Annotated in this window: 16 protein-coding genes; 14 read left to right on the top strand and 2 right to left on the bottom strand. The window is 41.2% G+C overall.

Going from position 1 to position 14667, the window contains the following annotated elements; translation table 11 throughout:
• The first annotated feature begins 112 nt into the window (after positions 1-112).
• The 5 genes from queC to C6Y03_RS03015 all read left to right on the top strand — a co-directional run bounded on the left by queC (position 113) and on the right by C6Y03_RS03015 (position 2936).
• On the top strand, positions 113-769 hold the full coding sequence (queC, locus tag C6Y03_RS03040; RefSeq protein ID WP_024424683.1) for a 7-cyano-7-deazaguanine synthase QueC: 657 nt from the start codon (positions 113-115) through the stop codon (positions 767-769).
• Positions 770-1210: a 6-carboxytetrahydropterin synthase QueD gene (gene queD, locus C6Y03_RS03035; RefSeq protein WP_060596123.1), complete on the top strand. Its 441-nt coding sequence runs from the start codon at positions 770-772 to the stop codon at positions 1208-1210.
• Positions 1203-1934: a 7-carboxy-7-deazaguanine synthase QueE gene (gene queE, locus C6Y03_RS03030; protein WP_034662862.1), complete on the top strand. Its 732-nt coding sequence runs from the start codon at positions 1203-1205 to the stop codon at positions 1932-1934. The genes queD and queE overlap by 8 nt, the downstream gene beginning before the upstream one ends.
• A 15-nt stretch (positions 1935-1949) precedes the next feature.
• The gene (gene queF, locus C6Y03_RS03025; RefSeq protein WP_003211403.1) at positions 1950-2447 is read left to right on the top strand and encodes a preQ(1) synthase; all 498 of its coding nucleotides are present in this window, start codon (positions 1950-1952) and stop codon (positions 2445-2447) included.
• Positions 2448-2717: 270 nt separating this feature from the next.
• Positions 2718-2936 (top strand): hypothetical protein, encoded by a 219-nt coding sequence (locus C6Y03_RS03015; RefSeq protein WP_034662856.1) that lies wholly within the window; start codon positions 2718-2720, stop codon positions 2934-2936.
• A 123-nt stretch (positions 2937-3059) separates the two neighbouring features.
• On the opposite strand, the gene C6Y03_RS03010 is transcribed toward C6Y03_RS03015, so the two are convergent.
• Positions 3060-3248, bottom strand: a complete 189-nt coding sequence (locus tag C6Y03_RS03010) for a YkvS family protein (RefSeq protein WP_003211747.1) — start codon at positions 3246-3248, stop codon at positions 3060-3062.
• A 167-nt stretch (positions 3249-3415) separates the two neighbouring features.
• Here C6Y03_RS03010 and C6Y03_RS03005 point away from each other — a divergent pair, with 167 nt between their 5' ends.
• From C6Y03_RS03005 to C6Y03_RS02980, 6 genes are all read left to right on the top strand, one after another.
• The gene (locus C6Y03_RS03005) at positions 3416-3610 is read left to right on the top strand and encodes a hypothetical protein (RefSeq protein WP_024424688.1); all 195 of its coding nucleotides are present in this window, start codon (positions 3416-3418) and stop codon (positions 3608-3610) included.
• 307 nt (positions 3611-3917) lie between these two features.
• Positions 3918-4571, top strand: a complete 654-nt coding sequence (locus C6Y03_RS03000) for a cell wall hydrolase (protein ID WP_095285075.1) — start codon at positions 3918-3920, stop codon at positions 4569-4571.
• A 313-nt stretch (positions 4572-4884) separates the two neighbouring features.
• Entirely contained in the window at positions 4885-6201 is a 1317-nt protein-coding gene (locus tag C6Y03_RS02995) for a polysaccharide biosynthesis protein (protein ID WP_034662848.1), read from the top strand.
• Between the two features lie 54 nt (positions 6202-6255).
• Entirely contained in the window at positions 6256-6744 is a 489-nt protein-coding gene (gene stoA / locus C6Y03_RS02990) for an endospore biogenesis thiol-disulfide oxidoreductase StoA (RefSeq protein WP_106030765.1), read from the top strand.
• Between the two features lie 293 nt (positions 6745-7037).
• On the top strand, positions 7038-8954 hold the full coding sequence (locus tag C6Y03_RS02985; RefSeq protein ID WP_106038801.1) for a heavy metal translocating P-type ATPase: 1917 nt from the start codon (positions 7038-7040) through the stop codon (positions 8952-8954).
• Between the two features lie 104 nt (positions 8955-9058).
• Entirely contained in the window at positions 9059-10153 is a 1095-nt protein-coding gene (locus C6Y03_RS02980; protein WP_106038800.1) for a M24 family metallopeptidase, read from the top strand.
• A 53-nt stretch (positions 10154-10206) separates the two neighbouring features.
• Here C6Y03_RS02980 and C6Y03_RS19090 read toward each other — a convergent pair whose 3' ends face one another.
• Positions 10207-10350 (bottom strand): hypothetical protein, encoded by a 144-nt coding sequence (locus C6Y03_RS19090; RefSeq protein ID WP_162839370.1) that lies wholly within the window; start codon positions 10348-10350, stop codon positions 10207-10209.
• A gap of 93 nt (positions 10351-10443) precedes the next feature.
• On the opposite strand from C6Y03_RS19090, the gene C6Y03_RS02975 reads away from it, so the two are divergent.
• The 3 genes from C6Y03_RS02975 (at position 10444) to ptsG (ending at position 14645) form a co-directional block, all read left to right on the top strand.
• Entirely contained in the window at positions 10444-11433 is a 990-nt protein-coding gene (locus C6Y03_RS02975) for a LacI family DNA-binding transcriptional regulator (protein WP_066030971.1), read from the top strand.
• Between the two features lie 55 nt (positions 11434-11488).
• Positions 11489-12343 carry a glucose PTS transporter transcription antiterminator GlcT gene (gene glcT / locus C6Y03_RS02970; protein ID WP_034662832.1) on the top strand — a complete coding sequence of 285 codons (855 nt, stop codon included), beginning with the start codon at positions 11489-11491 and terminating at the stop codon, positions 12341-12343.
• 202 nt (positions 12344-12545) lie between these two features.
• A complete protein-coding gene (gene ptsG, locus C6Y03_RS02965) occupies positions 12546-14645 on the top strand; it encodes a glucose-specific PTS transporter subunit IIBC (RefSeq protein ID WP_106038799.1) in 2100 nt (699 codons plus the stop codon).
• Positions 14646-14667 lie beyond the last annotated feature (22 nt).

Raw genomic sequence — 14667 nt, 5'->3', positions numbered from 1 at the left:
CCTCATACACTTGTAAAGGTGTCTTTTCTTTTGAGAAAATAGGGGTTTTCAAGAGCCTTTCAGATGCAGCTTTGTACGATTGTATAGATCTGCAAAAGGAGGAGAACAGAAAATGAAAAATGAAAAAGCAGTCGTTGTCTTTAGCGGGGGACAAGACAGTACGACATGTTTATTATGGGCACTTCAACAATTCGAAGAGGTAGAAACCGTGACCTTTCATTATAATCAGCGTCATCAAGAAGAAATTGATGTCGCCAAAAGAATTGCTGACAAGTTAGGTGTGAAGAATCATCTATTAGATATGTCTCTTTTGAATCAGCTGGCACCAAATGCTTTAACAAGAGATGACATTGACATTGAGGAAAAAGAAGGAGAGCTGCCTTCCACATTTGTACCAGGACGAAACTTAGTGTTCTTATCCTTCGCTTCTATTCTTGCGTATCAAATCGGAGCAAGACATATTATCACCGGTGTATGTGAAACAGACTTTAGCGGCTATCCAGATTGCCGTGACGAGTTTGTAAAGTCTTGTAATGTCACAGTGAATTTGGCGATGGAAAAACCATTTGTGATCCATACACCACTCATGTGGCTCAATAAAGCAGAAACATGGAAGCTTGCGGATGAGCTGAATGCGCTGGATTTTGTAAAAAATGAAACGCTCACTTGCTATAATGGCATCATTTCTGATGGCTGCGGGGAATGTCCTGCGTGTAAGCTTCGGAAAAATGGCTATGACACTTATATGGAAATGAAGGAGGCAAAATAAGTGCTTTCTCAAATCTATCCACAAACGAATCATCCATACTCATTTGAATTGAACAAAGATATGCATGTATCGGCTGCCCATTTCATCCCAAGAGAAGATGCAGGTGCTTGTAGCCGCGTACATGGTCATACGTACACCATCAATATAACCATTGCGGGAGACGAGCTAGATGAATCGGGTTTCCTTGTCAATTTCAGTACATTGAAGAAGCTCATTCATGGTCAGTATGATCACACACTGCTTAATGATCATGAAGAGTTCTCGTCAACCGATCCATACGCGATGCCTACTACAGAGGTTGTGGCAAAGACAGTCCATGACAAAGTAGCAGCGTATTTATCGACTTTAGCGAACAAACCGGTATGTGTTCAGGTCTTTGTGAGGGAGACTCCAACAAGCTACTGCATTTACCGGCCGAAACGAGTTGAAAACAATGGCTAAAGCGATTCCTGTATTAGAAATCTTTGGTCCGACCATTCAAGGAGAAGGGATGGTCATTGGACAAAAAACCATGTTTGTCAGAACAGCTGGCTGTGACTACTCTTGCAGCTGGTGTGATTCCGCCTTTACATGGGATGGCTCAGCGAAGCATGACATTCAGTGGCTTCACGCAGAAGACATTGTCAAAGAATTAAAAAGAATAGGCGGACAGGCTTTTTCTCATGTCACCATTTCAGGGGGGAACCCTGCGCTTTTAAAACAAATGGAATCACTTATTGATTTGCTGCACGAAGAAGGAATTGATACAGCGCTTGAAACACAAGGGACGATGTATCAGGACTGGTTTTTGAAAATCGATGATTTAACCATTTCTCCGAAGCCGCCAAGCTCAAATATGAAAACAGATTTTACGAAACTAACACGAATCATAGATGAGCTGAAAAGCGGAAATAGATTGCAGCATGCAAGCCTGAAGGTCGTGATCTTTGACGATCATGATCTAGCCTATGCAAAGGATGTTCATGCGAAATATCCAGAGCTTCCTTTTTATCTGCAGGTAGGAAATGATGACACGACAACAGGTGATGATGCGTACTTATTGACGCATTTATTAAAGAGATATGAAGCGCTTGTCGATCAAGTAGCGCAAGATCCAGACTTAAATCGCGTAAGAGTGCTGCCGCAGCTGCACACATTATTGTGGGGAAATAAACGAGGCGTATAGAAAGGAAGAGAAGACATGACGACAAGAAAACCAGAAGAATTAGAAGGTGTCACTTTACTAGGAAATCAAGGGACCAATTATTTGTTTGATTATGCACCACAAGTGCTTGAAACGTTTCCGAATAAACATACAAATAGAGATTATTTTGTGAAATTCAACTGCCCAGAATTTACGTCACTTTGTCCGCAAACAGGTCAGCCGGATTTTGCGACAGTCTATATCAGCTATATCCCAAATGAAATCATGGTCGAAAGTAAATCACTAAAATTATATTTGTTCAGCTTCCGTAACCATGGTGACTTTCATGAGGATTGTATGAACATTATTATGAACGATCTCATTGAATTGATGGACCCAAGATACATTGAAGTGTGGGGCAAATTTACACCAAGAGGCGGTATTTCAATTGACCCGTATACGAACTACGGAAAACCTGGTACCAAATATGAAGAAATGGCATCATATCGTATGATGAACCATGATATGTATCCAGAAACGATTGATAATCGCTAATCAATAGGAAAAGACATGCCTGATGACATGTCTTTTTTTACGGGGTTAAAATGAATCAATCAGGCTGAACTTATAAAAAAAGAGAAGAGTCATGTCGCTCTTCTCATACAAATGGGAATAGAACTTGCTAGGACGGCTGGGGGCTACCAGCTCGTAAACATATTATATATGACAGAACGTATGTTTGTAAAGATAAATCGTGTTTTTTGCTTATCCTATTTGCTTTGAGATAAAATAGGGGGCAATGAACGGAAAACGGAGGCGTTTGAGTTGGCAAACAAAGAAGAAAAGACAGAGAAGCTGCTGATGGAGCTAAGAGAAGAGCTTCAAATGCTCGAACATCAAAACAAAGAACGATATAAATGGAGTGCCTCCACATTGCTTGGAGTGATTGCACTTTTGATTGATAAAGGCGTTATCACCCCCGAGGAAGTTGACATGTACAAGACGAAAGCGGAAATGCAAACCTTTCATACGCAAAAAGACTGACACCGCTTCATATAGTGTCAGTCTTTTTCATATGTGATTGTCAAAGAGAGCTAAACTGTCAAACGAGAGCAGCTTTGCTTCGTATATACGTATGTAACGATAGTCTGAATTGAGGATTGCAAATTAATGTACGGAGTCTTTGATGATTTTATAGTTTTTATGATTAACGACTGTTAGTGAATCCAGTTCTAAATCTCTATAGTTGTCCATAATGGTGACATCCACAATGACAGAGTTTTCATTCACTTTTTCAACTACACCTGTTAAACCATTTCTAAATTCGATCACATTTCCAATTTTTGCAATCTTCAACCGATCCCTCTCCTTTAAAAACAGATTTCATTCCCTATTAAAAAGTATTTTGCAATATTTTCATACCAATGTAAAGGATAAAGACGTTTTTGTTTCGTTTTCGTTGTATGCTTTCCTAACGGATGGTATATTTAATATTTGATGATGGCTGTAAAGGAGCGGTTTTTTTGACTGAAGAACAAATCCTCACAATCCTTGAATCGTTACGAAATGGGACGGAAAAGCAAGTGACCATCCAAAAAGATGATTTTTTAACGTTTCGTTCGGTCTTGGTGAATCAAGATGATTTTAAGCATTTTCGCGGGATTGCGAAACATGGTGGAGATGTTATTTTTGAATATCTTACAGAAGCAAGAAGCTAAAGCTTTTTCTCATGAATGAGAGAAAGCTTTTTTATTTTAGTTCTTTTGTCACACTTCAAACGAGCTTGATACATCTGAAAAGAAAATGTAATAACCCATAATCAGGTGCATAAGGTTGATTATAGGCGGAAGCAGGACCTTTTTAAGCGCTAACAATGCCAGTTGATATGCAATCAAACTAATAAATTCCATTTAATGACGGAATTTGGACAGGCATGCAAATCTTTGTGCGTGAAAATAGAAGGAGCTCTTGTTAGAGTGGACAAGTATCTTACCGCCTATTTTGATTAAAGGAGGAATGAGGCGAATGATGAAAATTCATACAGCTCTTTTTGTCATCCTTATGCTGGTCGCAGCCATGAAGATGGACAACCTACAAGAGCAGCAAGGCACATTAAGTCACGAACTTTCACAAGCACCTGTTAAGCATGAGCTTTCATATATAGATCAAGATGATCACGATCAAGTCATCCCAGCATTTTCAGAGGAGAAGCGTCAGCCGAAAGTCAAAATGCTTAGTACGTCTACAGAAGAAAAGTCTTCAAAAACGAAGCAAAAGAAAAGAGTAAAATCAGAAACGACGAATGAGGAAAGCGCCAAACGCTATTCTAATGAAGAAATGGAGCTACTCTCACGATTGGTACACGCTGAAGCGAAAGGTGAATCTTACGCAGGTAAAAAAGCTGTGGCAAGCGTCGTCTTAAACAGGGTGGAGCATCGCTCGTTTCCTGACAGTGTCAAAGGTGTTATTTATCAGCGAAATGCTTTCCAGCCAGTATCGAATGGAAGTATTCATGATAAAGCAGATCAAGATTCTGTTAAAGCTGTGAAACAGGTAGTGAAAGAACATGACAGAACAACAAAGGCCATCTATTTTTATAATCCCAAAACGGCAACAGATAACTGGATTCGTTCCCGCAAAATTGTAGAACGTATCGGTCGTCACGTATTTGCCGTATAAAGAAAAGAAGCGATCAATCAGATCGCTCCAGCGTGTAGACAAACCCTCGCATTCGTTGTCAGGTCTGCGCTCCGGTGCTCACGAATGTCAAATTCGCTCCGCGCCAGTGCTCGTCCTTCCTAGACTTCAAAGGTTTTCTATCACGCTGAAAGGAAGACAAAGGGCTAAAATAAAGATCATTTTTAGCCCTTTGTCAATATTCTAAAGCGATCAATCAGATCGCTCTTTTTTTTGTCTTCAATTATCAAAATATTTTCAGGACTTGTCTCATAGAATGTGAAAAGGATTTGCTTTTAGACAAAGGGGAGGCTACATGAATCGATTTGTAAAAGGGGTCATTCTGCTATCTGTCGCAGCTTTCATTGCGGAGTGTATAGAGTTTTTAGTCAATATGATTTTAGCGAGAGAGCTTGGAGAACATGGAATGGGTCTATATATGAGTATCCTTCCAATCATCATGCTTGTCCTTGTGATCGCCAGCTTAGAGCTGCCAGTCTCCATTTCTAAATTCATTGCAGAATCGCATGAGCGGCTCCACAAAAGTATGCTCCGCCATGCGTTTAAAATGACGCTTGTGGTGACATGTACAACAACGGGGATCGCAGCGATTGTACTGCCGTTCATTCCTGTATTTCAGTCATATCATCCGCTCATGAAAGGGCTGGTGCTGTCTCTTATTCCGATTATTGCGTTTACCTCTATCGCACGCGGCTATTTTATGGGAAAGCAGCAAATGGGCAGGATCGCTCTCGCCAATATGCTGAAGAAAACGATCCAGCTTATCTGCTTGTTTTTGTTTTTTCATTGGTATTCGTTTGATATTGAAACAGCGGTACTCATTGCCATCGGTGTCATTGTCGCGAGTGATCTCGTCGTCTTTATTTATTTATACTCCCAATACGTCATGGCGAAAAATGCTGTCAATGTCAGGTCTGTTGAATTAAGAGGGATTGACGTGAGAAAGCGCCTCTTAGCCGTCTCCATTCCGACAACGGGCATGCGGATTTTTCATGCGATCGCCAATGCGGTTGAACCGTTTTTAATCAAAGGAGCGCTTATTGCAGCAGGCATCTCTGGCACACTTGCTGTTGATCATTACGGCATGCTGGCTGGTGTTGCGATGTCGATTGGTTTTTTCCCAGCGTTTATCGCCCATTCCATCATGATTGTGATGATTCCCAATGTATCTGAAGCCTATGCATTAGGTCAGTATGATCTTGTGAAAAAACGTGTCAGGCAGGCAATACTCATTACGTTTGGGTACGGGGTGCCGGCAGTGATGGTGATGTATTATTTTGCTTATCCGCTCACACATCTCTTTTTTGATTCACCGCAAGCTGCTGTCTATTTACAGCTGCTTTGGCCGTACTTTTTATGCCATCTGTTTGTGATGCCATTTCAAGCGTGTTTAATCGGTATGGGGCTCATTAAAGATGTGTTCCTACATAATATATGGGTGCATGTCGTCTCGTTTTCTATGGTCTATTTTCTTGGTTCAATTGAAAGCTTAAATATGATGGGGGTTATATTAGGGATGAATACGGGGATGCTGCTGCTGACTGCACTGCATTATGCGACAATATGTAAGGAGCTCGGCGTTTCCATGTTTCTTAGAATGAAAAAAGCTTGAATGTCATTGTGATCGAGAGGGCAAGCTATAAGAAAACTGGGAAGGAAGATCCTGATGAATCGTAAATGTCTACCCGCCAGGCTTCTCATGATGACCCTGCTTCTATTACTCATAGGCAACGATGCTGAAGCAAAAGAATCCGTTATGGCGCCAAGGATAGAGGCTTCTACATTAACTGGTGATACGCAGATGATTCCGCCGAAAGGAAAAAAGACCATCCTGCATTTTTGGACAACATGGTGCCCGTCCTGTAAAATGGAGCTGCCCTTATTTGACCAAATCGTGAAAGAAAATCAGAGTGATGTTGATATCTTAACCGTGAATTTACTAGGGGCTGAACAAAGTAAACATGCGGTTGCCCAATTTGTGAAAGACAGAAAGTTTACATTCCCGGTCATTCTAGATGAGCACGGAGAAATGATGAAGAAATACCAAATCATCACCATTCCAACCACCTTTTTGATAAATGAAAAAGGGGAAATAGTGAAAAATCATGTAGGTCCACTGACGAAAAAACAAATCAAAGAGTGGACGGATTTTTAGAACGAAACCTTATTGTTAAGAACCAAGGCTCATTCCTTTGGTTCTTTTTTGTGTTCAATTGCTTTTCATCTGAATAAACTGTGCTCAGAAGAGACGGAATGGTCCACATCAATAATGATAATTATTATCAAAAAGAAATTATAATAATTATTAATTGAAAATTGATCAGAACCTGTTATAATGAATGACAGACCTATAAAAAGCTTGAAATAGCAGAAAATATAGATGAAAAAAGAAACGGGCAACGATTGATGATGTGAAAACCATTATCAATTAGAGAGGAGAAAACAATCATGAATGAGAATACAGCACTTTATCAAACAACAAATCAAAAGGAAAAATGGTCCCTTCATCAATGGGCACAGCACGGAGAATTAATAGCAGCAGGTATCTCGGGGATTCTCATTTTGATTGGATGGATTCTAAAGGATGAGAGCATGTGGAGTATTCCTTTATTTATCCTTGCGTTTATGATTGGAGGTTTTGCAAAGGCGAAGGAAGGAATTGAAGAAACCATTTCGTCTAAAAGCTTGAATGTTGAACTTTTAATGATTTTCGCAGCCATAGGCTCAGCTATCATTGGATATTGGGCAGAGGGCGCTATCTTAATTTTTATTTTCTCACTAAGTGGTGCGCTTGAAACGTATACGTCAAATAAAAGCAAGAAGGATTTAACAGCTTTAATGAGCATCGCACCAGATGAAGCGACTTTAATTGAAGAAGATGGCACGACCATTCAAATCGCTGCTTCATCTTTAACACCAGGTGACCGTATCATGATCAAAGCTGGGGAACGTATTGCAGCAGATGGTGTGATTTTAAGCGGGAGAACAAGTGTAGATGAATCTGCGCTCACGGGCGAGTCTGTACCACAAGAAAAAGGGCAGGGCGAAGACGTGTTTGCAGGAACAGTGAACTTAAATGGTTCCTTAACAGTAGAAGTCACCAAACATAATGAAGAAACGCTTTTCCATAAAATTATTAAACTTGTCGAATCGGCTCAGGAAAGTGTGTCACCAAGCCAGGCATTTATTGAAAAATTCGAAGGTGCGTATGTAAAAGGTGTACTGATCACCGTCGCGATTTTAATGGTTCTGCCTCATTTTGTACTAGGCTGGAGCATGAGTGAAACCTTCTACCGGGCCATGGTATTTATGGTTGTTGCATCACCTTGTGCGCTTGTTGCATCCATTATGCCAGCTGCTTTGTCACTAATATCAAACGGCGCAAGAAACGGAATGCTTGTCAAAGGAAGCGTCTTTTTAGAAAAGCTAGGCACAAGCAGCATGATTGCTTTTGATAAAACGGGGACGATTACAAGCGGAAAGCCGGCTGTAGATCAAGTTGTGATAGCTAAAGGACAAGAGGAAGCTGCTTTTTATCAGGCGCTTTATCAAATTGAAAGTCAATCAAACCACCCGTTAGCGAAAGCGATCTCTGATATGGCAAAAGAGCACCACATAGAAAGATCAGCTCATGTCACCATTGAAGAAACCTCTGGTTTTGGTGTAAAGGCACAATTGAATGGAGAAACGTGGCGGATTGGGAAGAAAGACTTTGCCGGCAAGGCTTCAATGGACCGCGAGATCGAAGAGAAGGAAGATTATCTTTCTGAAAAAGGATACACAGTGGTGTATGTTCAAAAGGATCAAGAAGTCGTTGGCTGCCTTGGCCTTAAGGATCAAATTAGACCTGAAGCTAAAAAAATGATTCAAGAGCTGAATGATTTAGGCATACAAACCGTCATGCTGACAGGAGATCAGCAAAAAACGGCTGAAGCCATTGCGCAGGAAGCCGGCATCCAAACGGTTGTCGCTGAGTGCCTTCCAGATGAAAAGGTACATGAGGTCAATCAACTTAAAAAACAAGGTAATTCCATCATCATGGTAGGAGACGGAATCAATGATGCACCGGCACTCGCCACAGCAGATGTGGGGGTTGCGATGGGCGGAGGCACAGACGTGGCCTTAGAAACAGCAGATCTGATCTTAATGAAGAACAATTTAAATAACTTAACAAAGATGATCCGTCTTTCAAGAAAGATGAATCGAATCATTAATCAAAATATTATTTTCTCATTAACGGTGATTTGTTTGTTAATTTGTGCGAATTTCTTACAAGTGCTTGATTTGCCTTTTGGCGTCATCGGGCATGAAGGAAGTACGATTTTGGTCATTTTAAATGGACTGCGTCTTCTTCGGGCATCTTAAGCGAATCATCATAGCGCACTTGGCTTCTGCCAGTGCGCTTTTGTGCGAAATATAGCAAAAACTGATACAATAGATCAGTAGAAAAACGTGTGAGGAGGATCACGATGAACCGAATGAAGAGCTTGTCTTCTTGGCTAAAGGAAAAAGACATTCAAGGTGCATTTATACATACAAAGGAAAATGTGTTTTATCTATCTGGATACTTCACAGAGCCGCATGAAAGAGTAATGGGGCTGTTTGTGTTTCAAGAGGCAGATCCATTTTTTGTTTTGCCTAAAATGGAAGTCGAGCAGGCGAAAAATGCTGGATGGTCAGGCGATATCATTGGTTATGAAGACCATGAGAATCCATTTGATTTCATTCAGTCAGCAGTAGAAAAACGCGGTGTAAGAGCGACTCGACTTGCAATTGAAAAAGAGTCGATTCCGCTTCAAAGAGCAGAGCAGCTTCAAGCTGCCACTGGGGCAGAAACTTTTGTCCGGGCAGAAGAAGAGCTCAATCAGCTAAGACTGATTAAAGATGAATCTGAAATTGCTACACTGAAAAAAGCCGCTCAATTGGCAGATGAAGGTGTAAAAATTGGGGTGGACGCCTTAAAAGAAGGAATCACCGAAACAGAAGTGCTCGCTGTCATTGAATATGAGCTAAAGAAAAAAGGCATTCAAGGCATGTCCTTTTCGACGATGGTTCTCTTTGGCGAAAAATCAGGAGAGCCTCACGGAAATCCAGGGCAGGCAGCCTTAAAAAAAGGCGACTTTGTGTTATTTGACCTTGGTGTCATTGTTGATGGATATTGCTCAGACATTACTAGAACATTCATCTATCAGGAAGCTTCTGACAAGCAAAAGGACATCTATCAAACCGTCCTGAACGCAGAAATGGCGGCACTTGAAATGAGTAAGCCGGGCGTGAGAATTGGAGACCTGGACTTAAAAGCACGCGGGCTGATCACAGAAGCTGGATATGGGGACTATTTCCCTCACCGCCTTGGGCATGGTCTAGGGGTGTCTGTTCATGAGTTTCCTTCTATGAGCCAGGCAAATGATGATCTTCTCCAAGAAGGCATGGTGTATACGATCGAACCGGGGATCTACGTCCCAGGAGTCGGCGGCGTCAGAATTGAAGATGATGTACTGATCACAGCAGATGGTCCAGTCACTTTAACCAATTATCCGAAAGAGCTGACGATCATCAAGTAATAAAAAAATCACGATGAACGTCCATGTCTTGGAAGTGTCATCGTGATTTTTTGTCACTCTTTTCGATCCTTATCAACAAAAAAATCATCAATTGATTCAAACGGTTTGATTTTATGTTCTTTTCCTAAAGGATGTAGTGCAAAACGAGCAGAAAACAAAACAGTCATACATAATATAATCCATATGATGATACCCATCTTGAATTCCCCTTTCCATCCAGTGATTTGTTCAGCTCACATACATCTTAAAGTATGAAACGCTTACCATATCAAGAGAAAGTAGGAGAAAAAATGCCAAACATAAGGGAGATTGCGAAAAGAGCGGGCGTATCTGTGACAACTGTATCACGTGTGTTGAATGATCATCCTTATGTCAAAGAAGAAAAACGAGAACGAGTGCTACATGCGATGAAAGAGCTCAAATATACGAGAAACATTCAGGCTGTACATTTAGCAAAGGGCTATTCAAATATGCTTGGCATCGTTCTTCCAACGATTGATCATTCTTATTTCAGCAGACTTGTCACAGGGATTGCCGAGAAAGCACAGGCGCGCGGTATGCATTTTGCTTTATTTCAAACTGGGTATGATCCTTTAAAAGAAAAAGAAGCATTGATGAGTTTAAAAGAGCGCCGCGTGGATGGGTTAATCTTTTGCTCAAATGCGTTAAGTGATCGAGACATTTTAAGGTGGCAGGAATCCGGGCCTATTATTTTTTGCCATCCGGCGCCTTTTGAAGACTGCTCAACGGTGTCGATTGCACATGATCAAGCATTTAAAGAAGGGCTGCATCATTTAGCAGCATGCGGACATCAGCGAATCGCGATTGTTCTAGCCAGAATAGAAGGCGCAAACAGCCAGTCACGACTTCAAGCTTATCAAGATATGATGAAATCGCTCGGGCAGGAGATTGATGAAGAATGGATCATCGAAGGGAAGCTCACACTTTTTGATGGAAAACAATTATTCACAGAGTGGCAGGAGATGAAGAATCGCCCCACAGCATTATTCATCACAAATGACGACGTATCAGCAGGCTTTTTATTAGAGGCGCAGCGTCATGATATAAAAGTAGGAGAATCTCCAGCCATACTCGGCTTTCAAAATGATCAATTGAGTGAGGCTTTGGGGATTTCCAGCATTGATATTCCGCTTAAACGTATGGGTCAGGAAGCGTTTGACTTGTTCGACCGGGCCGTAAAGGGAGAGACACCAGAAAAAAGAATGCTGCCATTTCGCCTGATCGAGCGATCAACCACCGTTTTCAAAAACAATCGTTGACGCACGTTTCATCTGTTTTGTACGATAAGAGGGATTGAATAAGAAGGAGGTGGGGATGTTCATGGAATCCTTCACCGTTGATAAAGCGTTAAATAATAATGTCATCATCGCAAGACACCCTTCTTGGGGCGAAGTGGTTCTAATTGGGAAAGGAATCGGCTTCGGGAAAAAATCGGGTGATGTTCTCGATCAAGACACATTTGAAAAAATGTTTGTACTTAAAAATACAAAAGAACAAACAGAATATAAACAGCTGCTTCACCACATTGATGAGAACATGATCGAGCTTGCCAATGACGTCATTTATCATATACGAGAAAAAATGGGGCACCGTTTGAATGAGCATATTCATATTGCCCTGACTGACCATATTGCCTTTAGTTTTAAGCGGGTGCAGCAAGGATATGATATCACCAATCCCTTTATGCTTGAGACTAAATCGCTGTATCCGAAAGAATACGAGGTCGCAAAGGAAGTCGTTGAGCTGATTAACGAGCGTTCAGATGTCGAAACAAAGCTGCCAGAAGGAGAGATTGGTTTTATTGCGCTCCATATTCACTCAGCTTTGACGAATCGGCCCTTATCTGAGGTGAACCGTCATTCGCAGCTTATTACGCAGATGGTCCAAGTCATAGAAGATTCATTTCATATGAAAGTAGACCGTGAAAGTATTCATTATTTACGCTTATTGCGCCATATTACATTTTCGATTGAGCGCATTAAACGGGAAGAATCATTAGAGGAGCCAGAAAAATTGCTTCATCTATTGAAAAATGAATATCCTTTATGCTACAATACTGCTTGGAAAATGATCAAAATATTACAACATGCTTTGAAAAAGCCTGTACAGGATGCGGAGGCTGTCTACCTGACACTTCATCTGTACAGATTGACAAATAAAATTTCATAGTTTCCTTGAAACGTGTAACTGATTCGATCAGGCATGAGTGACTTAAGGTAAATACAGGATAAGATCCTGTTATTTGCGCAACCTTATATCACCATGCCTTTTTTTGTGTTTGAAGGTGAAATGTAAACGGTTAATTATGAAATGTACGTCAGGGAGCGTCCCGCATGTATGTTGTAAGCGAAAACAAAAGGAGGTTCAACCAGTGTTTAAATCACTTTTTGGTGTGTTGCAAAAAATTGGACGAGCACTTATGCTTCCAGTTGCGATCCTTCCTGCTGCTGGTATTTTACTAGCACTTGGGAATGCGATGCAAAATCCGCAGCTGATTGATGTAGCTCAATTTTTAAGCAATGATACAATTCAGCTTGTTGCAAGTGTCATGGAAAATGCGGGGAACATTGTCTTCTCGAATCTTCCGCTCTTATTTGCTGTAGGGGTTGCCATCGGTCTTGCTAATGGAGACGGTGTGGCAGGGATTGCCGCAATTATCGGTTATCTTGTCATGAACGTGACAATGAGCGCCGTATTAATGGCCAATGGATCGATTCCATCCGATTCCATCAAATTGGCTAAGTTCTTTAAGGAAAGCCATCCAGCGTATATTAATATGCTCGGCATTCCGACCTTGTCTACCGGCGTCTTCGGCGGGATTATTGTCGGGGTATTAGCAGCTTATATGTATAATAAATTTTACAAAATTGAGCTCCCGCAATATCTCGGCTTCTTTGCTGGTAAACGTTTTGTTCCAATCGTTACATCTATTTCAGCACTTATTTTAGGGCTTTTGATGTTAGTCATTTGGCCGCCAATTCAAGGTGCACTGAACTCGTTTTCAACAGGACTGCTCGCAGCGAATGAGCCGCTTGCTGCCTTTGTATTCGGTGTGATTGAACGCTCATTAATTCCGTTTGGTCTGCACCACATTTTCTACTCGCCATTCTGGTATGAGTTCTTTAGTTATAAGAGCTTATCAGGTGAGCTTGTCCGTGGTGATCAGCGTATCTTCATGGCACAGATAAAAGATGGTGTTCAGCTGACAGCTGGTACATTCATGACAGGGAAATATCCGTTCATGATGTTTGGTCTGCCAGCAGCAGCACTTGCGATTTACCATGAAGCAAAACCAAAGAATAAAAAGCTTGTCGCTGGAATTATGGGATCAGCAGCCCTGACTTCTTTCCTAACAGGGATTACTGAACCGCTTGAATTCTCATTCTTGTTTGTTGCACCAGTGTTATTTGCAATCCACTGTGTATTTGCTGGATTATCCTTTATGATTATGGATATTCTAAACGTGAAAATCGGTATGACCTTCTCAGGGGGATTAATCGACTTCTTCTTATTCGGTATCTTGCCAAACAGAACCGCTTGGTGGCTTGTGATTCCAGTTGGTCTCGTACTTGCTGCTATTTATTACTTCGGATTTAGATTCGCCATTCGCAAATTTAATCTGAAAACGCCAGGCCGCGAGGATGAAGCAGCTGACGGTGCAGATAGTGCTAAGTCTGAAAAGGGTAATGACTTACCTTATGAAATTCTTGAAGCAATGGGTGACCAAGAAAACATTAAACACCTTGATGCTTGTATTACGCGTTTACGTGTCACTGTCAATGATCAGAAGAAAGTGGACAAGGACCGCTTGAAAAAGCTTGGTGCTTCAGGAGTTCTCGAAGTAGGAAACAACATCCAGGCCATCTTTGGACCACGCTCTGATAATTTAAAAACACAAATGCAGGACATCATTGCAGGCCGCACGCCTCGTCCAGCGAAAGACCCTTCTGCAAAAGAAGAAGTCAGCCAGCAGGTCGAAGAAGTCATTGCAAAACCGCTTCAAAACGAGCTAGATGAAGAAATTTTTGCTTCACCAATTACAGGGGAGCTTCATCCGATTACAGATGTACCAGATCAAGTATTTTCAGGGAAAATGATGGGTGACGGTTTCGCCATCTTGCCAACAGATGGAACGGTGGTTTCGCCAGTGAAAGGGAAGATCTTAAATGTATTCCCAACGAAACACGCAATTGGCCTGCAATCTGACGGTGGACTTGAAATTTTAATCCACTTCGGTATTGATACGGTCAGCCTTAAAGGAGAAGGATTTGAAGCATTTGTACAAGAGGGAGATCAAGTAGAAATCGGTCAAAAACTCTTAGAGGTTGATATTGATAAAATTAAGTCTGAAGTACCATCTTTGATGACACCAATTGTATTTACCAACTTAGGTGAAGGACAATTTATTGACCTTCAAGAATCCGGTGAAATCAAAGCTGGTCAAGAAAACATCATGAAAATTTCAAAATAATTTTCATAACTGCCGTTCTTGT

The organism is Bacillus sp. LNXM65, from assembly GCF_002998575.1.
In the GTDB taxonomy this organism is placed as follows: domain Bacteria; phylum Bacillota; class Bacilli; order Bacillales; family Bacillaceae; genus Bacillus.
Note: the sequence above shows the minus strand (reverse complement) of the source record. Positions and strands in the feature narration are given on the sequence as shown.

What these genes read in the sequence shown, in the direction of transcription:
- queC (WP_024424683.1), top strand. Translation starts at nt 113, where the DNA reads ATGAAAAATGAAAAAGCAGTCGTTGTCTTTAGCGGGGGACAAGACAGT.
- queE (WP_034662862.1), top strand. Translation starts at nt 1,203, where the DNA reads ATGGCTAAAGCGATTCCTGTATTAGAAATCTTTGGTCCGACCATTCAA.
- queF (WP_003211403.1), top strand. Translation starts at nt 1,950, where the DNA reads ATGACGACAAGAAAACCAGAAGAATTAGAAGGTGTCACTTTACTAGGA.
- C6Y03_RS03000 (WP_095285075.1), top strand. Translation starts at nt 3,918, where the DNA reads ATGATGAAAATTCATACAGCTCTTTTTGTCATCCTTATGCTGGTCGCA.
- C6Y03_RS02995 (WP_034662848.1), top strand. Translation starts at nt 4,885, where the DNA reads ATGAATCGATTTGTAAAAGGGGTCATTCTGCTATCTGTCGCAGCTTTC.
- stoA (WP_106030765.1), top strand. Translation starts at nt 6,256, where the DNA reads ATGAATCGTAAATGTCTACCCGCCAGGCTTCTCATGATGACCCTGCTT.
- C6Y03_RS02985 (WP_106038801.1), top strand. Translation starts at nt 7,038, where the DNA reads ATGAATGAGAATACAGCACTTTATCAAACAACAAATCAAAAGGAAAAA.
- C6Y03_RS02980 (WP_106038800.1), top strand. Translation starts at nt 9,059, where the DNA reads ATGAACCGAATGAAGAGCTTGTCTTCTTGGCTAAAGGAAAAAGACATT.
- C6Y03_RS19090 (WP_162839370.1), bottom strand. Translation starts at nt 10,350, where the DNA reads ATGGGTATCATCATATGGATTATATTATGTATGACTGTTTTGTTTTCT.
- C6Y03_RS02975 (WP_066030971.1), top strand. Translation starts at nt 10,444, where the DNA reads ATGCCAAACATAAGGGAGATTGCGAAAAGAGCGGGCGTATCTGTGACA.
- glcT (WP_034662832.1), top strand. Translation starts at nt 11,489, where the DNA reads ATGTTCATGGAATCCTTCACCGTTGATAAAGCGTTAAATAATAATGTC.